At 72.9% G+C, this 22260-nt stretch carries 20 protein-coding genes; 11 read left to right on the forward strand and 9 right to left on the reverse strand.

Annotation, left to right across the window (positions count from 1 at the left end):
• Window positions 1-25: 25 nt before the first annotated feature.
• The gene (locus ACFULQ_RS06970) at window positions 26-829 is read left to right on the forward strand and encodes a pectate lyase (RefSeq protein WP_383539209.1); all 804 of its coding nucleotides are present in this window, start codon (window positions 26-28) and stop codon (window positions 827-829) included.
• A 65-nt stretch (window positions 830-894) separates the two neighbouring features.
• On the opposite strand, the gene ACFULQ_RS06975 is transcribed toward ACFULQ_RS06970, so the two are convergent.
• Window positions 895-1653 (reverse strand): PaaX family transcriptional regulator C-terminal domain-containing protein, encoded by a 759-nt coding sequence (locus ACFULQ_RS06975; protein WP_383539212.1) that lies wholly within the window; start codon window positions 1651-1653, stop codon window positions 895-897.
• A 65-nt stretch (window positions 1654-1718) separates the two neighbouring features.
• Between ACFULQ_RS06975 and ACFULQ_RS06980 the strand changes: the two genes are divergently transcribed.
• Both ACFULQ_RS06980 and ACFULQ_RS06985 read left to right on the forward strand, forming a co-directional pair.
• Entirely contained in the window at window positions 1719-3374 is a 1656-nt protein-coding gene (locus ACFULQ_RS06980) for an acyl-CoA dehydrogenase family protein (RefSeq protein WP_383539215.1), read from the forward strand.
• Between the two features lie 137 nt (window positions 3375-3511).
• Window positions 3512-5542, forward strand: a complete 2031-nt coding sequence (locus ACFULQ_RS06985; RefSeq protein WP_383539218.1) for a HEAT repeat domain-containing protein — start codon at window positions 3512-3514, stop codon at window positions 5540-5542.
• A gap of 137 nt (window positions 5543-5679) precedes the next feature.
• On the opposite strand, the gene ACFULQ_RS06990 is transcribed toward ACFULQ_RS06985, so the two are convergent.
• Window positions 5680-6267: a hypothetical protein gene (locus ACFULQ_RS06990; protein WP_383539220.1), complete on the reverse strand. Its 588-nt coding sequence runs from the start codon at window positions 6265-6267 to the stop codon at window positions 5680-5682.
• A gap of 294 nt (window positions 6268-6561) precedes the next feature.
• Between ACFULQ_RS06990 and ACFULQ_RS06995 the strand changes: the two genes are divergently transcribed.
• The gene (locus ACFULQ_RS06995; protein ID WP_383539223.1) at window positions 6562-7647 is read left to right on the forward strand and encodes a WD40/YVTN/BNR-like repeat-containing protein; all 1086 of its coding nucleotides are present in this window, start codon (window positions 6562-6564) and stop codon (window positions 7645-7647) included.
• Window positions 7648-7723: 76 nt separating this feature from the next.
• Here the strand turns inward: ACFULQ_RS06995 and ACFULQ_RS07000 are convergent, their stop codons facing one another.
• Window positions 7724-8560 (reverse strand): MOSC domain-containing protein, encoded by an 837-nt coding sequence (locus ACFULQ_RS07000; protein WP_383539226.1) that lies wholly within the window; start codon window positions 8558-8560, stop codon window positions 7724-7726.
• A gap of 180 nt (window positions 8561-8740) precedes the next feature.
• Here ACFULQ_RS07000 and modA point away from each other — a divergent pair, with 180 nt between their 5' ends.
• From modA to ACFULQ_RS07015, 3 genes are read left to right on the forward strand one after another with little or no spacing between them, the layout of a single operon-like run.
• Window positions 8741-9565, forward strand: a complete 825-nt coding sequence (modA, locus tag ACFULQ_RS07005) for a molybdate ABC transporter substrate-binding protein (RefSeq protein ID WP_383539228.1) — start codon at window positions 8741-8743, stop codon at window positions 9563-9565.
• The gene (gene modB, locus ACFULQ_RS07010) at window positions 9562-10416 is read left to right on the forward strand and encodes a molybdate ABC transporter permease subunit (protein ID WP_383539231.1); all 855 of its coding nucleotides are present in this window, start codon (window positions 9562-9564) and stop codon (window positions 10414-10416) included. Before modA ends, modB begins: the two co-directional genes overlap by 4 nt.
• Window positions 10413-11480, forward strand: a complete 1068-nt coding sequence (locus ACFULQ_RS07015; RefSeq protein WP_383539233.1) for an ABC transporter ATP-binding protein — start codon at window positions 10413-10415, stop codon at window positions 11478-11480. Before modB ends, ACFULQ_RS07015 begins: the two co-directional genes overlap by 4 nt.
• A 15-nt stretch (window positions 11481-11495) precedes the next feature.
• On the opposite strand, the gene ACFULQ_RS07020 is transcribed toward ACFULQ_RS07015, so the two are convergent.
• From ACFULQ_RS07020 to ACFULQ_RS07030, 3 genes are all read right to left on the reverse strand, one after another.
• Window positions 11496-12272, reverse strand: a complete 777-nt coding sequence (locus tag ACFULQ_RS07020; RefSeq protein WP_383539235.1) for a phosphotransferase — start codon at window positions 12270-12272, stop codon at window positions 11496-11498.
• Window positions 12273-12333: 61 nt separating this feature from the next.
• Complete coding sequence (locus ACFULQ_RS07025) at window positions 12334-13110, reverse strand: hypothetical protein (protein ID WP_383539237.1); 777 nt, start codon at window positions 13108-13110, stop codon at window positions 12334-12336.
• Between the two features lie 350 nt (window positions 13111-13460).
• On the reverse strand, window positions 13461-14138 hold the full coding sequence (locus ACFULQ_RS07030; protein WP_383539240.1) for a uracil-DNA glycosylase: 678 nt from the start codon (window positions 14136-14138) through the stop codon (window positions 13461-13463).
• 115 nt (window positions 14139-14253) lie between these two features.
• Here ACFULQ_RS07030 and ACFULQ_RS07035 point away from each other — a divergent pair, with 115 nt between their 5' ends.
• Both ACFULQ_RS07035 and ACFULQ_RS07040 read left to right on the forward strand, forming a co-directional pair.
• Window positions 14254-15225 (forward strand): N-acetylglucosamine kinase, encoded by a 972-nt coding sequence (locus ACFULQ_RS07035; RefSeq protein WP_383539242.1) that lies wholly within the window; start codon window positions 14254-14256, stop codon window positions 15223-15225.
• 95 nt (window positions 15226-15320) lie between these two features.
• Window positions 15321-16244, forward strand: a complete 924-nt coding sequence (locus ACFULQ_RS07040; protein ID WP_383539245.1) for a sirohydrochlorin chelatase — start codon at window positions 15321-15323, stop codon at window positions 16242-16244.
• A 107-nt stretch (window positions 16245-16351) separates the two neighbouring features.
• Here the strand turns inward: ACFULQ_RS07040 and ACFULQ_RS07045 are convergent, their stop codons facing one another.
• A complete protein-coding gene (locus ACFULQ_RS07045; protein WP_383539248.1) occupies window positions 16352-17383 on the reverse strand; it encodes a lactonase family protein in 1032 nt (343 codons plus the stop codon).
• A gap of 447 nt (window positions 17384-17830) precedes the next feature.
• Complete coding sequence (locus ACFULQ_RS07050; protein ID WP_383539251.1) at window positions 17831-19318, reverse strand: FUSC family protein; 1488 nt, start codon at window positions 19316-19318, stop codon at window positions 17831-17833.
• A 204-nt stretch (window positions 19319-19522) separates the two neighbouring features.
• On the opposite strand from ACFULQ_RS07050, the gene ACFULQ_RS07055 reads away from it, so the two are divergent.
• Window positions 19523-19999: an Lrp/AsnC family transcriptional regulator gene (locus ACFULQ_RS07055; protein WP_383539253.1), complete on the forward strand. Its 477-nt coding sequence runs from the start codon at window positions 19523-19525 to the stop codon at window positions 19997-19999.
• Window positions 20000-20019: 20 nt separating this feature from the next.
• A complete protein-coding gene (locus ACFULQ_RS07060; protein WP_383539255.1) occupies window positions 20020-20709 on the forward strand; it encodes an HAD family hydrolase in 690 nt (229 codons plus the stop codon).
• 127 nt (window positions 20710-20836) lie between these two features.
• Here the strand turns inward: ACFULQ_RS07060 and ACFULQ_RS07065 are convergent, their stop codons facing one another.
• Complete coding sequence (locus ACFULQ_RS07065; protein ID WP_383539258.1) at window positions 20837-22252, reverse strand: FAD-binding oxidoreductase; 1416 nt, start codon at window positions 22250-22252, stop codon at window positions 20837-20839.
• Window positions 22253-22260: the final 8 nt, after the last annotated feature.

Genomic DNA, 22260 nt, shown 5'->3' on the forward strand with positions numbered 1-22260 from the left:
CCCCTACGGAAGAAGGATTCGGGACATGACTTCTTCGGCACGTCCACACGCGCGTACGCGTGCGCTGACCGGCGCCGCGGCCGCACTCGGCCTCTCGGTTGGCATGATCATGACAGTCAACGCGCCGACCGCCACGGCCGCCACCTGGCCCACCGCGAACGGCAGCCAGGCGGTCTCCTCGACCATCCAGCTGTCCGGCACCAAGGACTACGGGATGAAGCGCCTGTACGGCACGGGCGACCTGGGCAGCGGCAGCCAGGACGAGGACCAGGGGCCGATCCTGAACCTGGCCGCCGGAACCGTCCTCAAGAACGTCATCATCGGGGCTCCCGCCGCCGACGGCATCCACTGCGCGGGCAGCTGCACGCTCCAGAACGTGTGGTGGGAGGACGTCGGCGAGGACGCGGCCACCTTCCGCGGCTCCTCCTCGTCCAACGTGTACACCGTCTCCGGCGGTGGCGCGCGGTCGGCCAGCGACAAGGTGTTCCAGTTCAACGGCGCCGGGACGCTCAACGTCTCGAACTTCGCGGTGCAGAACTTCGGCACCTTCGTGCGCTCCTGCGGCAACTGCTCGACGCAGTACAAGCGCACGATCAACCTCAACACCATCGAGGCGACCTATTCGGGGAACAAGCTCGTCGGCATCAACACCAACTACGGCGACAGCGCGTCCCTGAAGGGGATCACGATCGTCGGCGACTCCGGCAAGAAGATCGTCCCGTGCCAGAAGTACATCGGGAACAACACGGGCAAGGAGCCGACCACCAACGGCAAGGACCCTGACGGCACCTACTGCAAGTACACGACCTCCGACATCACCTACAGGTAGTCCCGTCGGCAGGTGAAGGCGGCCGTACGAAGCGTCCCCGCACGACGCTTCGCACGGCCGCCGTGTCATGCGGGCAGGTGGTGCTGGGGCACGGTGTCCGCCAGCTCCCGCTGGTAGGCCGCGTACGCGGAGCGCAGCCGCGCACCGGGCCAGTCGGGCGGCAGGAGGTCGGGCGGCAGCACCGGATCGGTCAGCAGATGCCGTACGACCGCCGCGAAGCCGGTGAGCCGGTCCGCGGGGCGCTCCACGCGCGCGACATGCGCGAGCAGCGCCTGGGACCGGGCCGCCCACCCGTCCAGGGGCCACAGTGCCGTAGCCAGTTCGGGCGCCGGGCGGTCAGGGCGGGCCGTGGAGCGCAGGGCGACCGCGTCGAGGCCGTCGGGGAGCGGCCGTAGGAGATTGGCGGGGCGCAGCCAGACGCCCTCGCGGAGTTCGGCGAGCCGCAGGGTGGTCAGCCGCGCGCGCAGCTCGGCACGTTCGGCGGGGCCGCGGCCCGTCGCGGTGATCACGACCATCTCCCAGTCGCCGCTCCACGCGCGCGTGGAGGGGTGCACGGCGTCGTCCTGGCGTCGCTGGCGCGCGAGCAGGCGGTCGCTGAGGCCGTAGACGGTGTCGGCGCGCCGCAGGTCACCGGCGCTCACCATCCGGCTGAGCGCGGCACGCAGTGTGGAGCCTCCCACCCCGAACGGCTCCACCGCGCGGACCAGGTCCTTCACCGGCATCTCCGGTGGATGGGCACCCAGGAGCAGGCTCAGCACGACCGACCGCGCGGAGAGCGGTCGCAGGTCGATCCCACCGGGCCGTGCCGACACGTTCCTCCGCATGGCCAGTCACTGTACGTCCTGTTGCACTATTGCTACGACCGCAGAGCAGGTGCAACATGGACGCCATGGCTTCTCTCCCCGCGTCCGGACACGCCGCCACCCACACCGTCACCAATCAGCCGCCTCCTCTCGCCCCGTACGACGCCTCGGCCGACACCGTCCTACTGGAAGGGCTGCGCCGCGAGGGCGCCGGCTGGGCCGAGGAGGGGGTCCGGCGGCTCGGGCTGCGGGCGGGCAGCGCCGAGGCCCAGGAGTGGGCGGATCAGGCCAACCGGCACGAGCCGGTGCTGCGCACGCACGACCGCTACGGCAACCGGGTCGACGAGGTCGACTTCCATCCGAGCTGGCACCACCTGATGCGGACCGCCGTGGCCGAGGGACTGGCCGGCACACCGTGGGCGGAGGACCGGCCCGGGGCCCATGTCGCCCGTACGGCGGGCGGGTTGGTCTGGGGACACACGGACGCCGGCCACGGCTGTCCCACGTCGATGACGTACGCGGCGATCCCGGCACTGCGCAAGGAGCCGGAGCTGGCGAAGCTCTACGAACCCCTGCTGACCGGACGTGAGTACGAGCCGGAGCTCAGGGTCCCGACCGACAAGCCCGGGCTGCTCGCGGGCATGGGGATGACCGAGAAGCAGGGCGGCTCCGACGTCCGGACGAACACCACGGCGGCCACGCCGACCGCCGAGCCCGGTGTGTACACCCTGTGCGGACACAAGTGGTTCACCTCGGCTCCGATGTGCGACCTCTTCCTGGTGCTGGCGCAGGCACCCGGCGGGCTGTCGTGCTTCCTCGTGCCGCGGATCCTGCCGGACGGCAGCCGCAACACCTTCCGCATCCAGCGCCTCAAGGACAAGCTCGGCAACCGGTCCAACGCGTCGTCCGAGCCCGAGTTCGACGGGACGGTCGCCTGGCTGGTCGGTCCCGAGGGACAGGGCGTCAAGACGATCATCGAGATGGTCAACTGCACCCGCCTGGACTGCGTGATGATGTCGGCGACCCTGATGCGCAAGACCCTCGTCGAGGCGGGCCACCACGCCCGGCACCGCAGCGCCTTCGGCGCCCGGCTGCTCGACCAGCCGCTGATGCGCAACGTCCTGGCCGATCTGGCGCTGGAGTCCGAGGCCGCCACCACCCTCACGCTCCGGCTGGCGGGCGCCGCCGACCGCGCGGTGCGCGGGGACACCGGCGAGCAGGCGTTCCGCCGTATCGCCACCGCCGTCGGCAAGTACTGGGTCACCAAGCGGGGCCCGGCCTTCACCGCGGAGGCCCTGGAATGCCTCGGCGGCAACGGCTACGTGGAGGACTCGGGCATGCCCCGGCACTACCGGGAGGCACCCCTGCTGTCGATCTGGGAGGGATCGGGCAACGTCAACGCCCTCGACGTCCTGCGGGCGTTGCGCCGCGAACCGGACACCGCTCAGGCGCTGTTCGGCGAACTGGCCCAGGCCCAGGGAGCGGACGCGCGCCTGGACACGGCCGTGAACCGGCTCAAGGACCTGCTGACCACCGCGTCCGAGACGAGTGCGCGCCGGCTGGTCGAGCACATGGCCCTGACGCTCCAGGCCTCCCTCCTCGTCCGGCACGCCCCGCCCGCGGTCGCCGACGCCTTCTGCGCGAGCCGGCTCGGCGGCGAGTGGGGGCACGCCTTCGGCACCCTGCCCGACTCCGCGGACCTGGACGCCGTCCTCGCGAGGGCGCTACCCGGCGACAACTAAGGCCGTTCCAGGACTACTTGGCGAAAACCGGACCACCTCCCTGTCCGGATCGCTCACCGTCACACACTGATTCCGCTTCGTTGTCAGTCCCGTGGTGCAGACTCCGATCAGTTGGCACTTCGCCTGGGGAGGACAACGTGTTCACGGGGATCGACGAGGTCGACTGGGCCTCGCTGCGGCATGCGTACGGCAGCGCGGAGGATGTGCCCGGGCTGCTGCGGGGACTCGCCTCCACGGACCGGGTCGAGCGGGAGACCGCCCTCGACGCGATGTACGGGGCCGTGCACCACCAGGGCGACGTGTACGACTCGACCCTGGCCTGCATTCCGTTTCTGCTCGCGCTCGCGGCCCGCGGGGAGGTCGCGGACCGGGCGGGCATCGTCGAACTGCTGGTGAGCATCGGGGCGGGCAGCGAGGGGTGGGAGGGTGGCGATGACGGCCTGTCCGCGCGTGCAGGTGTCGGGGTGCGCGCCGGTGCCGAGGTGTTCGTCCGGCTGGCGGGGGACGCCGACCCCTCCGTCCGCCGGGCGGCCCTGGCGGCACTCGTCCGCTTCCTCGACGAACCGGCCCGCGTGCTGGGCCTGTTGCGGGAGCGTGGCGCGCTGGAGCGGGACGACCGGGTCCTGCTCGCCCTCACCGAGAGCCTCGGTCTGTTCGTACGGCGCCACCCCGGACACGCGGACGAGGCGCTGGAGTTGCTCACAGCGCAGAGCTCCCCGTCCTGTGCCCCCGGACTGCGGCTGGCCGCCCTCGGACAGCTCGCCGCCTGCGCTCCCGACCGCCTTCCACCCGACCTGGTCCCGATCGCCGTCGGGCTGCTCAGAGAGCGGTCCGCGCAGCGGCTCACGGCACGGAACGGCGTCGGCTGTCCCCACTCCGACACCCTGGCGAGTCGGTTACGGCGGCTACGGCCGTCGGACGAGGAGGGCTCGCAGTTGCTGCGCACCCTGCACAGCGCGCTCGACGACCGGCTCGACGCGCGGAAGGCCCTTCTCCAGGGGCAGTTGACCAGCCCGGAGGTCGTCGACCGGTGCAACGCCGTATGGATGTCGGCGGGCCTGTTCCGCGAGTGGCGGGGCGACTGGGCCGAGCCGGTGGCCCTGATCGGCGCTCAACTGGCCTCCGAGGAAGGCGGGTTGCGCGACGCTGCGGTCTCCGTCCTGGCGGACCTCTTCACCTTGGCCGCTCCCGCCGCCGACGACCTCGCCGCTCTGGTCACTTCCCGGCCGGATCTGTGGGTACGGCGGTGGGAGCGTGGGGCACCGACACTCGGTGGTCCGCTCAAGGCGCTGGCCAGGAGCGGGGACCGCCGGGCGGTGCCGGTGCTGTCGGAGGTGCTCGACGGTTCGGTCGTACCGGACGATCTGGGGCATGTGATCCGCCATTTGGGCCCCGCCGCGGCCCCTCTCGCGCCCGCGCTGCGTCGCCGGCTGGGGGCGATCCCCGTGGACTCCCCCGGGGTGTTCGAGCGGGCCGTACCGCTGCTGTCGGCGGTCACCGCGCTGGGCGACGCGGAGGCGGTGCCGGAGGTACTGCGGCTGGTGCGGGGCGTGCCGGTGGGGGCGCGGCTGCGGGACGCGGTGGTGGAGTCGGCCGTCCGTGCGCTCGACACGTTCGGGAGTGCGGGGGTGAGCGGCGGGGCGTCCGAGGTCGTACCGGTGCTGCGGAAGCTGCTGGAGACGGAGTTCGCGGCGGTGGCGGCGGGGGCGTTGTGGTCCGTGGCGGCGGACGCTTCAGCGGTACTGCCCGTGCTGACGGCCGAGTTGGCGCAGGGGCGGCCTCGGCGACGGGCCGCCGCGGCGGCGCTGGCGCGGCTGGGGCCCTCGGCGGAGCCGGCCGTGGCGGGGTTGCTGCGGATGGTCCGGGCGGACGACCTGTGGGAGCGGGTCTCCGCCGCGTGCGCGGTGTGGCGGATCACCGGGGACCCGGACCTGTCGGCGCCGGTCCTGCGAACGGCCTGGACGGAGAACCCGCACACCCGCCGCACCATCACGACCTGCCTCGCCGCGCTGGGCCCTGCGGGGACACCGCTCCACGACCTTCTCCACGCGGAGGTCACCGCTCGGCGGCGGCATCTGGCGCTGCCGGGGGGTGGGCGCGGCAGTGAGGACGTGCTGGACGACGAATGGTTGGTGGGGGCGTGTGGGGAGGTGCTGGCGGGGCGGTAGGGCGGGGGTTCTGCTTGTTCGGACTGTCCGGAGATGCGCGGCGGGGGGAGTGAAGCGGGCAGGCCGGTTCGGCGGCGACAGCGGCGGGGCGGCCCACGCCCGCCGCAGCCCGCCCCGACCGCTGACCTCGCGTCCGCTCACCTCCCGTCCGCGCGTCTCCCGCCCCACAGGGGGCCGAAGTGGGCCCAGTCCGTGTCCCACTGGTGCAGGCGGCGGCGTTCCAGGCGGGCGCGGAGGACTCGGGTGCCGACGAAGGGGACGGCGGCGGTGCTGATGCCGACCAGGACGCCGATCAGCGCGGCGCGGATCTGGGCCTGGCCCGCGGTCGCGGGCTGGGTCATCAGGCGGCCGCGGGCGTCGGTCCAGATCGTGACCGGCGTGCCCTGGGTGCTGCCGGGGTCGACTCGTACCTGGCCGGTGTGGTGGGAGCCGTCGGCCCCGGTCCAGGCCACCTCGCCCCACACCCGCTCACCACTGGACGTACCGGGGTCGGCCGTACCGGGTGCGTGTTCGGTGAGCCGGGCCACGACAGGACTCCATTCGACGCGCTCCCGGGCCAGCTGGTGCTCGACGGCCCGGCTCACCGCCAGCCCCGCGCCCACTCCCGCTAACACGGTGAGCAGCCAGGCACCGAGCACGACCCACGCCTCGACGGTGTCGGCACGACGTCTGAGCGGGTTGCGCCGCCATCGCCACAGCCAGACCTTGGGACCACGGAACGCCATCGAAGGCATCCTCCTCATGAGCGACGGGCGCACGAACATGCCGGACCGCTCTCCCATACGGGAGAGTCCCCCTCGATGCTCACGGCTCACGGCGAGTTCTCCGTCACCACGGTCCCCCGGGTCGCCCAGCTCCACGGGCGTCTTCGGCGAAAGCCGCCCGTCAAGCGCGGCGGCCGGTTACCATCCCCGCCCTGACCTGCGGCGAAGCCGTTTCCAGAGGTGACTGTCAGTGGTGGGGTGCAGACTGGCCGGTGGCTGGGACAAAGACGTCAAAGCACAGCGGAGGTGACCGGTATGACTGAGAAGCTGCTGGCCGTGGGGACACGCAAGGGCCTGTTCATCGGGCGGGCGCGCGGCGGCACCTGGGAGTTCGACCAGAGCCCGTACTTCAACGCGCAGGCCGTCTACTCGGTCGCGATCGACACCCGGGGCGAGCGACCGCGGCTGCTGGCCGGCGGGGACAGCGCGCACTGGGGGCCGTCCGTGTTCCACTCCGACGACCTGGGCCGCACCTGGACCGAGCCCGCCCAGCCGGCCGTGAAGTTCCCCAAGGACACCGGGGCCTCGCTGGAGCGTGTCTGGCAGTTGCACCCGGCCGCCGCCGAGCCGGACGTGGTGTACGCGGGCACGGAACCGGCCGCGCTGTACCGCTCGGAGGACCGCGGGGAGAGCTTCGAGCTGGTCCGGCCCCTGTGGGAGCATCCGACCCGTTCCAAGTGGGTGCCGGGCGGCGGCGGTGAGGGTCTGCACACCGTCCTGACCGACAAGCGGGACCCGCGCGCGGTGACGGTCGCCGTCTCCACGGCCGGGGTGTTCCGCACGAAGGACGGCGGAGCGAGCTGGGAGCCCTCCAACTCCGGCGTCTCCGCGGTGTTCCTGCCCGATCCGAACCCGGAGTTCGGCCAGTGCGTGCACAAGGTCGCCCGGGACGCGGCGGACCCGGACCGGCTGTACCTCCAGAACCACTGGGGTGTGTACAGAAGCGACGACGCGGGCGGGCACTGGACGGACATCGGCGAGGGACTGCCGTCCACCTTCGGCTTCGCGACGGCCGCGCACCCGCACCGCGGCGAGACGGCGTATGTCTTCCCGATCAACGCCGACGCGGACCGGGTCCCGGCCGACCACCGCTGCCGGGTGTTCCGTACGGCGGACGCGGGCAAGAGCTGGGAGCCGCTCACCGCCGGGCTGCCGCAGGAGGACCACTACGGCACGGTGCTGCGGGACGCGATGTGCACGGACGACGCGGACCCGGCCGGCGTCTACTTCGGCAACCGCAACGGAGAGGTGTACGCCTCGGCCGACGACGGCGACAGCTGGCGTCAGCTGGCCTCCCACCTGCCGGACGTGCTGTGCGTACGGGCGGCGGTGATCGGGTGATCCGGACGTCGGTCCGGAGGCCGGACACCTCCGGCACATCACCTTGTGCTGAGCGCAAGCCCCCTCAGCAGCCCCCTCAGCACAAGGTGGTCGTGTCGCCCACCCGGACCGTGCCCGCTTCGAGGACGTCGAGGTAGACGCCGAGGCAGGAGAGGCGGCCCAGGTCGAACACCGGGACCCGGTGCTCGCGGGCGACCGCGCGCATGATGCCGGGGTCCGGGGGGAGCTCGCCGTGGCCGAGGGTCGGAATCACACAGCGGGGCGTGGGCACCACCACACGGAACAGTGCCTCTCCCACCCGCAGCCGGGAGCCCGGCCAGGCGTCCTCGGGGAAGCCCGGTGCCCCGTCGGTGTCGACGACCAGGTTCGGCCGGAAGCGGCGGGCGTCGAAGTCCCCGGCGGGATGGACCGCACGCATCCGGGCCAGCGAGGCCGTGGTGACGAGATGCAGCCGGCCGAAGTCGAAGAAGGTGCCCGCGGCGACGCTGCCCGTCGTGATGCTCGTGCCGGTGGCATCGACGGACGCCGATCTCCGCACCACGTCCGGCACTCCGCCCTCGTACTCGGGCACGGCACGTTCGAGTCGGCCGTGTTCGGGCAGGGTGGCCGAGAGGAACACCTTGCGGCCCAGCAGCTCGGACAGCCGTGCGTCCAGTTCCGGGTCCTCCGCCTCCAGGGCGGTACCGTCCGGCAGGACGACCCGCACGCTGCCGTTATCGCCCCGCACGCTGCGGCAGCGCAGCAACTCACCCCACTTCCGAGGGTGTTTGGCACTGCCGACCGCGCCCGTCCCGTCGAGCACGGCGTGGCTCCGGTCCCCGCGGATCCCGCTTTCCGTGACCGTCGCGACGCTCACGGCCTCGCCCAGCATCGACTTCACCGGATAGCGGTACAACGCCGCCACACTCCCCATGGATCAAGTATCCCGGCCGCCCTACCCCGCGAGGCTTCACGTACAAACGCACATGCCAACCTGAGAGATCATGGTTACGGCTCATGCGATGCGACAGGAGACTTTTACCTTGCATATGCGGCACTATGATCGACGGCGGGGAGCTCACCGCCGAACGTGACGTGAGGGAGTGGACCCGTGATGACCCGTTCCGTGCGCACCCGCCGGCCCGTGCAGGTGGCCGCCCTGGGCGCCGCCGCGCTGCTGGCCCTGAGCGCCTGCTCGTCCTCCGACGACTCGGACTCCGCGAAGTCGGGCTCCTCGGCGTCGGCGTCCTCGGACGCGAAGATCTCCGGTGACATCACCGTCTTCGCCGCCGCCTCGCTCAAGGAGAGCTTCACGACGCTGGGCCAGGACTTCGAGAAGGCCCACCCCGGTACCAAGGTCACCTTCAGCTTCGGCGGCAGCGACTCCCTCGCCGCGTCCATCACCGGCGGGGCGCCCGCGGACGTGTTCGCCTCCGCCAGCCCCAAGACGATGAAGGTCGTGACGGACGCGAAGGACAACGCCGACGCGCCCGCCACCTTCGTCCGCAACCAGCTGGAGATCGCCACCCTGCCCGGCAACCCGGACAAGGTCGCCTCGCTGAAGGACCTCACGAACAAGGACCTGAAGGTCGTGCTCTGCGACAAGACGGTCCCCTGCGGCGCGGCCGCCGAGAAGGCGCTGACCGCCAGCAAGCTGAAGCTCACCCCGGTGTCCTACGAGGAGGACGTCAAGTCCGCGCTCAACAAGGTGGTGTTGAAGGAGGCCGACGCGGCCGTCGTGTACAAGACCGATGTGAAGGCCGCGGGTGACAAGGTGGAGGGTGTGGAGTTCCCCGAGTCCGCCGACGCCATCAACGACTACCCCATCGCCCTGCTCAAGGAGTCGAAGAACACCGAGACCGCCAAGGCGTTCATCGCGCTGGTGCGGTCCGCCGAGGGCCAGAAGGTCCTGACCGCGGCCGGTTTCCTCCAGCCGTGACGTTCCGCTCCCCCGGCCGGCCCGACGCCGCGGACACCCTCTCCGGTGGTCCGCGGCGCCGCCGTGCCCTCAGGGGCGGTGCTCCGCTGCCGCTGCTCGTCCCCGCCCTGATCGGCCTGGCGTTCCTGACCCTGCCGCTCATCGCCCTGCTGATCAGGGCCCCCTGGCGCAGCATGCCCGACCTGCTCACCAGCACCGAGGTCTGGCAGGCACTCCGGCTCTCCCTGGTGTGCGCGACGGCGGCGACCGCGGTGAGCCTGGTCCTCGGCGTGCCGCTGGCCTGGTTGCTGGCCCGCGTGGACTTCCCCGGCCGCGGTGTCGTACGGGCCCTGGTGACGCTGCCGCTGGTGCTGCCCCCGGTGGTCGGCGGTGTCGCCCTGCTGATGGCCCTGGGCCGCAACGGCGTCGTCGGCAAGTGGCTGGACACCTGGTTCGGCATCACGCTCCCCTTCACCACCACCGGCGTCGTGATCGCCGAGGCCTTCGTGGCGATGCCGTTCCTCGTCATCAGCGTCGAGGGCACCCTGCGCGCCGCTGATCCCCGCTACGAGGAGGCCGCCACCACGCTGGGCGCCTCCCGCTTCACCGCGTTCCGCCGGGTCACCCTGCCGCTCATCGCCCCCGGCATCGCGGCCGGCGCGGTCCTGGCCTGGGCGCGTGCGCTGGGCGAGTTCGGCGCGACGATCACCTTCGCCGGCAACTTCCCCGGCCGTACCCAGACCATGCCACTGGCCGTCTACCTCGCCCTCCAGAACGACCCGGAGTCCGCGATCGCCCTCAGCCTGGTCCTGCTCGCCGTCTCCGTCGCGGTCCTGGCGGGGCTGCGCGACCGCTGGATGACCGCCTCATGACCGCGCCCCCCAGGACCGCACCCGCGACGGGCCTCGACGCCCGTCTCGTGGTCGAGCGCGGCTCCTTCCACCTCGACGTCACGCTCACGGCGGCCCCCGGCGACGTGGTCGCGCTCCTCGGCCCGAACGGGGCCGGCAAGACCACGGCGCTGCGCGCGCTCGCCGGTCTCGTCCCGCTGTCCGACGGTCATCTACGGGTGGACGGCGCCGAGTTGGAGCGTACGCCGCCGGAGTCCCGCCCCGTCGGGGTCGTCTTCCAGGACTATCTGCTCTTCCCTCACCTGACCGCACTGGACAACGTGGCCTTCGGCCCGCGCTGCCACGGGGCGAGCAGGGCGGAGGCCCGTGCCCAGGCCGCCGTATGGCTGGAACGCATGGACCTCACCGCGCACGCGTCCGCCAAGCCCCGGCGGCTGTCGGGTGGTCAGGCCCAACGGGTGGCCCTCGCCCGCGCGTTGGCCACGAACCCGCGGCTGCTTCTCCTCGACGAACCTCTCGCCGCGCTCGACGCGCGCACCCGTCTCGATGTCCGGGCCCAGCTCCGGCACCATCTCGCCGAGTTCGAAGCGGTCGCCGTGCTCGTCACGCACGATCCGCTGGACGCGATGGTCCTGGCGGACCGCCTGGTCGTCGTCGAGGAGGGCCGGATCGTCCAGGAGGGCACCCCGGCACACATCGCCCGGCACCCCCGCACCGACTACATCGCGCATCTGGTGGGCCTCAATCTCTACCGGGGCGAGGCCGAGGGGCACACCGTCCGGGTCGAGGGCGGGGCCGAGGTCACCACCACCGAGGACCTCACTGGTCCCGTCTTCGTCGCCTTCCCGCCCAGCGCGGTCACACTGCACCGCGACCGGCCGACCGGCTCCAGCGCCCGCAACCTCTGGCGCTGCGAGGTCGCCGGGCTGGAGACCCACGGCGACCAGATCCGCGCCGCGCTCACCGGTCAACTCCCCCTCGCCGCCGACCTGACCACCGTCGCCGCTGCGGAACTCGACCTGCGCCCCGGGGCGACCGTGTGGGCCACGGTGAAGGCGGCCCAGACCCACGCGTACCCGGCGTGAAGGCACGCGCGAGGCTTACGCGCGCTCGTCGGCAACCGGCCCTTGGGTGTCCTCGATCCACCGGGCGTCCGTGAGATAGCGCCGGTCGTGCCCCTCGGCGACATGCCGCTGTACGGCCGTGTGGCCCGCCGCCGCTTCGGCGTGCATCCACTCCACCAGTGCCCGCAGCCGCGCCCCGGCGGCGGAGGGAAGCGCGGCGCGCTCCGCCTCGGACAGTCCGTAGGCGTCGGCGAAGAGGTTCAGCCGGCGTCTCGCCTCGGGGACCGGCAGCGAGGGCTCGGCCGCGTCGGGGGCGTAGAGCGGCACGAAGCGGTAGGCGGTGTACGCCACGTCCCAGAGCCGCGGGGCGGGGTGTGCGGTGTCGAAGTCGATGAACGCGACCGGGAGTCGGTCCCGGAAGACGGTGTTGTAGGTGGCCGCGTCGCCGTGGCAGACGACCTCCGCGGGCTCGCGCGGCGCGAACTGCCAGACGTCGTCCGGTTGTCGCGCGAAGCTCGCCGAGGCGTCGTGGAGGTTCCGCAGCAGTCGTGCGACGGCGGTCAGTGAGTCGTCGCTGCGCACCTGGGGCGCCTCGAAGTCGTGTCCGACCTCTCCGGGCAGGAACTCGACGATCTCCTCCTCGCCGTCGTCACTGAGCCCGTACGGGCGAGGCGCCCCGGTGAACCCCGCCTCGGCGAGATGAGCGAGCAGCCGCTGCACGGTCGCGCTCCACGGAGCCGCGGGACGTCTGACGCGATCCCCCTCACGGACGACCTGGTTGATCCCGCCGGCCAGCACTTCGCGATCTTCCACGGGAGCACGATAGGCCGCCCGACGAGGAGGGGCAGCCGGTTATCGCCGGGGTTCGCGGCCGTCAGGCGCCGTTCCGCCGGAGCACCGCCATCACGTCCCCGGACGCAACGGTCTGCTCACCGTCGGGCTTGCGGACGGTGACCGGCTCGCCAAGGTCGCTGAACCGCACCGAGTACGACCGGCCTCCCTCGACGCGGTACTCGGCACGCCGCACCTTCGCAGCGCCCCGCTCCGGCACGTACACCCGGACGGTCACCGGTCCGACGGTCCGGGACAGCGGGCGCAGCCGCTCCCCGTCGCGCACCGTCGCGGGACCGGAGATCACGTCCCCGGCACCGGTCCCGGCTCCCGCGAGCAGCAGCCCCGCCCGGCACACCGGCGCGATGCCCTCCGCCTCCGGTACGTCGCCGGGCAGGGTCGTGACCATGTACGAGCCCCGCAGCAGCTTGACGGCGGTCCACTGCACGTCCTCCGCCGGGTCCGCGACGGGGTCGATCTCGGGGATCTCGCTGTCCCCCGCGAGCCGGCTCACCGCCCCGGGCAGCGCGCTGTCGGCCCAGCGCGTCCACACCTGCTCACCGACCAGGAGGCTCTCGGCGTCCCCGACCGTTCCCGCGCAGGCACCCCGGCCGTCGAGGCGGGCGTCGAAGCCGGTCCGCGATCCGTCGGGGCCGCGGAACTCCCCGACCATCCTGAACGACTTCGCCGAGCCCAGGGGCCGGAGCGCCTCCTCGAAGGCCCGTGCCTCACTGCTGCGCCCGTCAGCCGTGCACGACGTCACCGACACGACCGCCACCAGCACGGCCGCGCACACCCCACCTCCACGCGCCACGCGCATGTCCGTCCCCCGCCCCGATCAGCCGTCAAATCCTTCACAGCACTGGACACTTGACCACCACGCCGAGGCCCTGCGCCACCCCGCTCGACCGACAACAGGGTGATCGGCCAGATTTCACGAATTCCCGACGCGAATCCCCTCCGGCGCAGCCTCTGAATCTGGCCCGAATTCAGTCATACGAAAAATCGGATCGCATGCGCATCGAACTCGTCACCACCAGCGCCGTCGTGGGCGTCGCCCTGGGAGGCCTCGCGGGAGCGAGTGCGAGCGTGGGGGCCGCGTAGGGCTGGTCGGGCGGCGTGTCGGCCGCTCGACCAGCCCGGATGCCAGTCAGAGAAGTCGACGGCGGGTCAGGGAAGGCGCCAGTCGACCGGCTGCACGCCCTGCCCCACCAGCAGCTCGTTCGCCCGGCTGAAGGGGCGCGAGCCGAAGAAGCCCCGGTCCGCCGACATCGGGGACGGGTGCGCGGACTCGATCGCCGGCAGATCCCCGAGCAGGGGGCGCAGATTGCGGGCGTCGCGGCCCCACAGGATCGACACGAGCGGCTTGCCCCGCGCCGCGAGGGCGCGTATGGCCTGCTCGGTGACCTCCTCCCAGCCCTGGCCCCGGTGCGCACCCGGCTTGCGCGGAGCCGTCGTCAACGCCCTGTTGAGCAGCAGCACGCCCTGCTCGGTCCAGGGCGTCAGATCGCCGTTCGACGGTCTGGGCAGCCCGAGGTCGGAGTGCATCTCCCGGAAGATGTTCTCCAGGCTCCCCGGCAGCGAGCGCACCTCCGGCGCCACCGCGAAGCTCAGCCCGATGGCCATCCCCGGTGTGGGGTAGGGGTCCTGACCCACGATCAGGACGCGCACGTCGTCGAAGGGCTGCTGGAAGGCCCGCAGCACGTTCTGCCCGGCCGGCAGGTAGGTCCGGCCGGCCGCTATCTCGGCCCGCAGGAAGTCCCCCATCGCGGCGATACGTTCGGCCACGGGTTCCAGGGCCTTCGCCCAGCCCGCTTCAACAAGTTCATGCAAAGGTCGTGGTGCCACAGAGCGTCACCCTACTGGCCCCCACCGACACCCCGTGTACGCAGGGAAGCCTGCCGCCCGGGCCGCTACCCTTCCTCCCACTCACGCGGCCGAGGGCCGGGAAGGAGACGAGCGCGTGGAGGCTGGGTTCCTGGCCGTCGACTCCGGTGGTTCCGGTCTGCGGGTGGTCCTGGGCGTCCCCGGCCGGGGGAGCACGGCCCCGCGGGAGTCCGGGGTGCCGGTGCGGACGGGCCCGCGCGGGATCGATCCGGGGCATCTGATGGAACAACTCGTGCCCATGGTCCGGTCCTTGCTGCCCGAGGCGGGAGTGGGCTCGCTCGGTACGGCCGTGGTCGGGGCGGCCGGTCTCGCGACCCTCGGTGACGCCCTGCGGGCCGAGCTGCCCGCCGCGCTGGCCCGGGAGTTCGGGGTCAGGACGGTCGCGCTCGTCGCGGACGCGGTGACCGCCTACACCGGCGCGCTCGGCCCGCGCCCGGGTGCGGTGCTCGCCGCCGGTACCGGTCTGATCGCGATCGGCACCGATCTCAAGACCTGGCGTCGCGCGGACGGCTGGGGCCATCTGCTGGGCGACTGCGGTGGCGGGGCGTGGATCGGGCGGGCGGGGCTGGAGGCCGCGCTGCGCGCCCACGACGGGCGGCCCGGCGGCTCCACGACCTTGCTGGCCCTGGCCGAGGAGTCGTTCGGGCCGGTGCGGGAACTGCCCGGCAAGCTCTACCCACGCACGGACCGGGCCGCCGTGCTCGCCTCCTTCGCCCCCCAAGTCGCCGCCTGCGCCGACCGCGACCCGGTCGCCGGCGGCATCCTGCGCGAGGCGGCCCGGCACATGGCCGACTCGGCGGCCGCGGTCTGCCCGGCGGAGGGTGAGCCGCGCATCTGCCTCACCGGTGGCTTGTTCCGTACGGGTGCCGCCCTCGTCGTACCACTGGAGGAAGAGCTGAGGCGACTGCTGCCGCACGCGCGACAGGTACCCGCGGCGGGCGGGCCGTTGGAGGGATCGGTACAGATCGCCACAGAACTGGCGCGGAGTTCGTTCACCCTGCCGGGTGACGAGTCGATGGTGTACGTCGTGACCCCAAAGAGGGGCTGAAGCGGACGTAACTCATCAGACAAATCCGGACGGATACCGCTCACCTGCACCCTCCCCGAACAGGGAAGCCCAGGAAGCCAGTAACATGCGTCGCCATGAGCTCCCCCACTGGGCCCGCGTCCGGCCTGCCAGTACGAATGCCGCGACCTCGCCAGCCCGGGCGGCACCGCCGACCCGAGCCCCTGGCGGCTCCCGAGGGCGCGCCCGCTCTCGTTCTCGCGGTCCCGGGCACGCCCGGTGCCGCCACGCGCAGCCTCGCCGAGGAGGTCGTGAGCATCGCGCGCTCCGAGCTGCCCGGCCTCGACGCCCGGATCGGTTACCTCGACGGGGACGACTCGGAGTTCCCCACGCTCCAGGCCGTCCTGGTCCATGCCGCCGAGGAGCGCACGGCGCGTTACGCGCAGGCCAAGGCCGCCGGGGTCGACGTCAAGGAGCCCGAGGGCCCCGTCGCCGTCGTCGTACCGCTGCTCGCCGGCCCGGACAACGCGCTGCTGCGCCGGATCCGCCAGGCCGTGATGGACAGCCGGATCGCGGCCGACCTCACCGATGTGCTGGGCCCGCACCCGCTGCTCGCCGAGGCGCTGCACGTGCGGCTCTCCGAGGCCGGGCTGGCCCGCGCCGACCGGGCCCGGCTGTTCACCGTGGCGACGGCCGCGGACGGCATCGTCCTGGCCGCCGTGGGCGGCGAGGAGGCCGTGCAGGCGGCCGGGATCACCGGCATGCTGCTCGCCGCGCGCCTCGCGGTGCCGGTGATGGCGGCGGCCCTCGACCAGGAGGGCTCGATCGCGTCCATCGCCGACCAGCTGCGGTCCTCCGGTTCCCAGCAGCTGGCGCTGGCGCCGTACCTGATAGGGCCGGAGATCGACCCGTCCGTGATCGAGGAGGCGGCCAAGGAGGCCGGCTGCTCCGCCGCCGAGCCGCTCGGCCCCTACCCGGCGATCGGCAAGCTCGCCCTCGCCAAGTACACGACCGCGCTGGGCATCGCCCCGCAGCAGGCGCAGGGCGCGCCGGTGCGCTGACCGCACGCACCGCGCCTCCCGCGATCGCTACGCCGAAAGGGACCACTCCAGTTGTCGGAGGGGTCCCTTCGGCATGTGGCGGGTCTTTCGCCGAGCGGCGGGTGGATTCAGTCGAAGACCACGCAGGACGCGGCCGGTACCTCGATCGAGCCCTCGTAGCGTGGGAGGCCGGTCTCCGGGTCCACGGCGAACCAGGTCACCTCGCCGGAGCGCTCGTTGGCGACGTAGAGGTATCCGCCCGACTCGGCGAGCGCCCGTGGCCAGTCGCCGCCGCAGAAGACCGTGCCGACCAGCCGCAGTTCGTCGCCCTCGACGGCGAACGTGGACAGGACGTCCTCGCCGCGGGTGGCGGTCCACACGAACCGGCCGTCGGGGGAGGCGACGACGCCCGACGGGTAGGCGTTCCCCGCGGGCGGGCCGGCCAGTACCCGCGTCTCGCCCAGGGGCTTCAGGAGGCCCTCCTCGGCGTCCCACCGGCAGACGGTCATGGTCGGTCTCAGCTCGTTGAGGACGTACGCGTGGCTGCCGTCGGGATGGAAGGCCAGGTGGCGGGGGCCGGATCCGGGGCGCAGGGCGATCTCGCGGTGCACGGCGAGCGTGCCGCCGGTCAGCGTGCACACCCGCACCGAGTCGGTGCCGAGGTCGACGGTGACGATCCACCGGCCGCTGGGGTCGGGCTGCACCTGGTGGGCGTGCGGGCCCTGCTGGCGGGGGGTGTGCGGACCCGAGCCGGTGTGCCGGAGCACGCCGGAGGGGGCGGCCGCGAGGGCGCCGTCGGTGCGCAGGGGCACGGCGGTGACGCTGCCGGAGCCGTAGTTGGCGGTCAGGACGTGTCCGGCGTGCACGGCGAGATGGGTGGGCCCGTTGCCGTCCACCGGCACGGGCGGGCCGGCCGGCTCGGGCCGGTCGCCGGTCACCCGGTACGCGGCCACCGCTCCCTGGGCCGTCTCGCTGACCGCGTACAGCAGGTCGCCGTCGGCCGACAGGGCCAGATACGACGGATCCGGTACGCCGTTCAGGGCGCCCAGCGCCTTCAGCGCCCCGGTGTCCGGGGACACCGTCGCCGTCACGATGCCGGGACCTCCGGCCGCCGTGAACGACCCGATGTAGGCCCGTCGCCGCCCGCCGCCTTCTGCCACCGTGGTCCCCTCTCGGTCCTGTGCCGTCCGGGGCGACGGTAGCAGTCGATCACGACCGGTCTAGACCAACCTCGGGCAAATTCACGGGGGCGTCATGGGGGGCGAGGAGGCGCACGGCGGGGCCTTGCGTGACCGGGCGGTGATGAGGCGGGGTATTAGGGGGCCGGACCGGAGCGTAGGTGCGCGCGGCGGGGACAGGGGGAGCCTGGGCGTCAGCAGGGGCTGCGCGTGCCGGGGGCCGAGGGGGCGCTCGGGCCGGGCGGACGGGCGTGGTGGGCGAGGAGGGCGACCGACGGGCCCCGACGGTGGCTGCGGCCAGTGGACCAGGTGCACGTGGTTCAAAGCGTCCGACGGCCCCGGCGGCGACCGGCGGTGAGGCCCCGACGCCGGCCGGCATCGTGAAGCCCCGCTCAGCGGTCCGGTGCATTGCGAAGCCCCGCGGAGCGGTCAGGCTCCGACCAGGCGGGAGCCGGACGGTGTCCGGAGGGGGGTCGACAGTTCCGTGAGGGCTCGTTCCAGGCCGTGCAGGTGGGCCAGGGCCGGCTCCTCGGCCGGGGGGCGGTCCGTCGTCGGGAGGTCCCTGCCGTCGGTGAGGGCCTCCACCGCGGTCTCCACCCGCCAGCACGCCGCGGCCAGCCGGGCGTCGTGCGAGGCCTCCGGATCGGCCGCGACGGCGACCAGGCCGCGGATCTCCCGGGCGCAGTCGTCGAGAAGGGCGAGCACCCGGCGGGCGCGGCGCTTGCGGGCCGACATGGGGGTGAGGGGGTGGACCAGCGGGGCCACGGACAGGCGGACCCGGCCGAGCAGCTGCTCCAGTTCGGCCACCCGCCCGGCCGGGTCGGCCCCCGGTGCCCCGGCGAGCCGGGCCGCCGCCTCGGCCGTGCAGGCGTGCACGCAGCGCAGGGCGCGCTGGATCCAGGCGTCGGTGACGGTGTGGGTGGTGATCGGCAGCACGAACAGCACGGCGAGGACCGCCCCGACCGCGCCGACACCCGTCTCCGCGAACCGCAGGGCCAGCAGACCGGGCTCGAGGACGCCGAGGAGGCCGTAGAGCAGCTCCGCGAGCAGCGTGACCCAGAGCATCATCCAGGTGTACGACACGGCGGCCGTATAGAAGATGCCGAAGACGCAGACGGCGACGAGTACGGCCGTGGGGGCCGGGGCCCCGTGCAGCGGTACGGCGACCAGCAGGCCGAGTCCGATGCCGATCACCGTGCCGAGCACCCGGCGGAAGCCGCGCACCAGGGTCTCGCCGCGTGAGGTGGTGTTGACGAAGATCCACCAGGTGGCGCCGACGGCCCAGTACCAGCGCTGCCCCGAGATCAGCTGGCCGACGACCAGGGCGAAGCCGGCGCCGGCCGTGGCCTGGACCGCCTGGCGGGTGGTCGCGCGGGCGAGGCCGGTCCCGGCGGGCGGGGCGGGCACGGGCGCCGGGGGCAGCCGCCGCTCGTAGCACCACAGCCCGAAGCGGACCGCGGCGGCGGAGAGGACGGACAGCAGGACGGCGACGTACAGCTCGGGCAGCTGGTCGGTGCCGGCGTGCAGGAACTGCGCCACGAAGAAGGTCATGAACGCGAAGACGCCGAGGCTGTGCCCGCGCGGACCCCAGCGCCGCGCGTACACACCCGCCCCGACCACGGCGAGGAAGGTGAGGTCGCGGGCGACGGGGTGGTCGTGGAGCCCGGCCGCGGCGGTGAGGACGGGCAGGCCGACGAAGGGCAGCAGCGCGGTGGTGACCGCCTGGCCCCGCACGGTCGCGTCCGTGACGGTGAACAGGGCGAGCAGCGCGGCGAGACCGCCGGTGACGGCACCGGCGAGGGAGTGCCCCGCGAGTCCGCAGACGACGACCGCCAGGCCGATGCCGAGCACCGCCCGCGCGGCGAAGCGCAGCCGGACCCCGCCCGGGTCCGGAGCCATGAACACCCTCTTCAGCACGTACCGCCCCCTGAAACCCTCTGGACCCCGGCATGGAAAAGGCGCCGCGGAGGTCCGCAGCGCCATTGATGGGTTCATTGGAGCATCCTCGCCGTGTTCGGCTCAAGTGAGGACGGTTACGCTGGGCCATTGGTACAGCAGAGGCGGTCCTCGGTCGTCCAACGGCGGGCCATCGGACCAAGCGCGCGGAGGAGGTCGTACGGCATGGCCGTGGACGAGCTCGACACCCGGATCCTGCGACTGCTGCTGGAGCAGCCGCGGACGAGTGTGCGGGAGTGCGCCCGGATTCTCGGGGTCGCTCGCGGGACCCTCCAGGCGCGTCTCGACCGGCTGGAGCGGGACGGGGTGATCACCGGCACGGGGCCCTCGCTGTCGGCCGCCGCGCTGGGGCATCCGGTGCTGGCGTTCGTGCACATCGAGGTGACGCAGGGGCGGCTCGACGACGTGGGGGACGCGCTGGCGGCCGTACCGGAGATCGTGGAGGCGTTCTCGATCGCGGGCGGCGGGGATCTCCTGACACGGGTCGTGGCGCGGGACAACGCGCATCTGGAGGACGTGATCCAGACGGTGATCAGCCTGCCGGGTGTGGTGCGGACGCGTACCGAGGTGGCGCTGCGGGAGCGGGTCGCCTACCGGCTGGGGCCGCTGGTGGAGTCGGTCGGGCGGGCTGCCCGGAGTTGATCTTTGACATCCTGGGGGCCATGAGCAGGCTCAGCGGCATCTCGGTCATCTTCGATCTCGACGGAACGCTCGTGGACAGCGAGCCGAACTATTACGAAGCGGGTCGGCAGACCCTCGCCGAGTACGGCGTCCCGGACTTCGGCTGGTCGGACCATGAGCGGTACGTCGGGATCAGCACGCAGGAGACGGTCGCGCGGTGGAAGTCCGAGTACGGGCTGCGGGCCTCGGTGTCGGAGCTGCTCGCCGCGAAGAACCGGCGCTATCTGGAGCTGGCTCGGGGTGGCACGCGCGTGTACCCGGAGATGCGCAAGTTCGTGGAGCTGCTGGCTGGGGTGGGGGTGCCGATGGCGGTGGCCTCGGGGTCCTCGCCCCAGGCCATCGAGGCGATCCTGGCCGGGACGGGGCTGGACGAGTACCTGCGTACGACCGTCTCGGCCGACGAGGTGGCCCACGGCAAGCCCGCGCCGGACGTCTTCCTGGAGGCGGCCCGCCGGCTCGGCGCCGCCCCGGCCGACTGCGTGGTCCTGGAGGACGCGGCCCCGGGCGCCGCCGCGGCCCACGCCGCCGGCATGCGCTGCATCGCCGTCCCGTACCTGCCCGCCCAGGCCGACGCCCCGGAATTCACCCACGCCGACCTCCTCCTGCGGGGAGGCCAGGAGGAGTTCACGGCGCGGGGGGCTTTCGCGTGGGTGGCGGGGGCGTCGGGCTGACGGACGAGCCGTAGCCGCGGGTGGGGGAGGCACGTCAGGGCCCGCGAACACGGAGGTCGGTCGGAACGGCGGTGGGGCGTGTGGGCGGTGCCGGTGGGGCACCGCTCGCACGCCGTCTGGGCCGCCCCTACGGCCGCGTCGTCCGCGACGGGCCCGGGGCCGGTTGGATGTTCTGGTTGAGGCGGAACACGTTGTCCGGGTCGCGGTCGGCCTTGGTGCGGGCGAGGCGGTCGTAGTTGCCGCGGTAGCTGGCGCGGACGCGCTCCTGCCCCTCGTCCATCATCATGTTGACGTAGGCGCCACCTGCCGAGAAGGGGTGCAGGGCGTCGAAGTAGTCGACGGTCCACCGCTTGATCAGCTCGGCGTTGGCCGGGTCCGGGTCGACGCCGGCGAAGACGGAGGCCCAGTTGGCGTGGCGGTAGGCCCACGGCGTCTCGTCCTGGCCCACGTCGTGGGCGGCACCGTCGATCGGGTAGAGGTGCATGGTCGACTGGACGGTCGGCCCCTCGGCGCCGTACTTGGCGTGCAACTGGACCGCCTCGTCCGGGATGTTCTCGACGAAGTCGGCCCGCCAGTACCACTGGTGGCCGGGCGGGTAGAGCCCGTCGAACATGGACTGGAGGTCGGGGTGCTGCATGACCATCGGGGCGTGCAGCAGCGGCGTCGGCAGGGCGTCGAGCAGCGGGGCCATCTCGCGCGCGGCGGCCTCGGGGTCGTCCCCGGTCCAGCACCAGACCACACCGGCCGTCTTGCGGAGCTGGATCTCCTCGGGGAACGGCGGGGCCGGCGGGACGGTGCCGTACAGGAAGAACCCGTTCAGCTCGCGGGGTGCGCCGAGGATGAAGTCACGGTAGGCCGAGAGGACGTCGGCGCTGACCTCGACGGGCCAGAAGGTCGGTCCGGCGATCACCGTGCTGATCTCGTGCAGCCGGAAGACGAACGAGGTCACGACGCCGAAGTTGCCGCCGCCGCCCCGGATCGCCCAGAACAGGTCGCTGTTCTCGTCGGCGCTCGCCCGCACCTTGTGGCCGTCCGCGAGGACGACCTCGGCCTCCAGCAGATTGTCGATGGTCAGCCCGCACCTGCGGGTCAGATGGCCGAGCCCGCCGCCGGTGGTGATGCCGCCGACGCCGGTGGTGGAGACGATGCCGCTGGGCGTGGCCAGGCCGTGCTCGTTGGTGGCGCGGTCCACCTCGCCCCACACGCAGCCGCCGCCGACCCGCACGGTGCGGGCCTCCGGATCGACCTGGATGTCCTTGAGGGGCGACAGGTCGGCGACCACTCCCCCGTCGACGGTGCCGAGTCCGGCGCCGTGGTGGCCCCCGCCGCGCACGGCGAGCGGCAGGCCGTGGGCGCGGGCGAAGCCGATCGTGCGGGCCACCGCGTCCGCGTCGGCGCAGCGCGCGACGAGGGCGGGGCGCCGGTCGATCATGGCGTTGTAGACGCTACGGGCCTCCTCGTACCCGGTGTCGTCGGGTCCGATCAGCTCCCCGGTGAATCCGGTCAGTTCCCGGCGAGCGGCCTGGGCGGCTGTGCTGGACATGGAGTCCC

The organism is Streptomyces sp. NPDC057253, from assembly GCF_042669125.1.
In the GTDB taxonomy this organism is placed as follows: domain Bacteria; phylum Actinomycetota; class Actinomycetes; order Streptomycetales; family Streptomycetaceae; genus Streptomyces.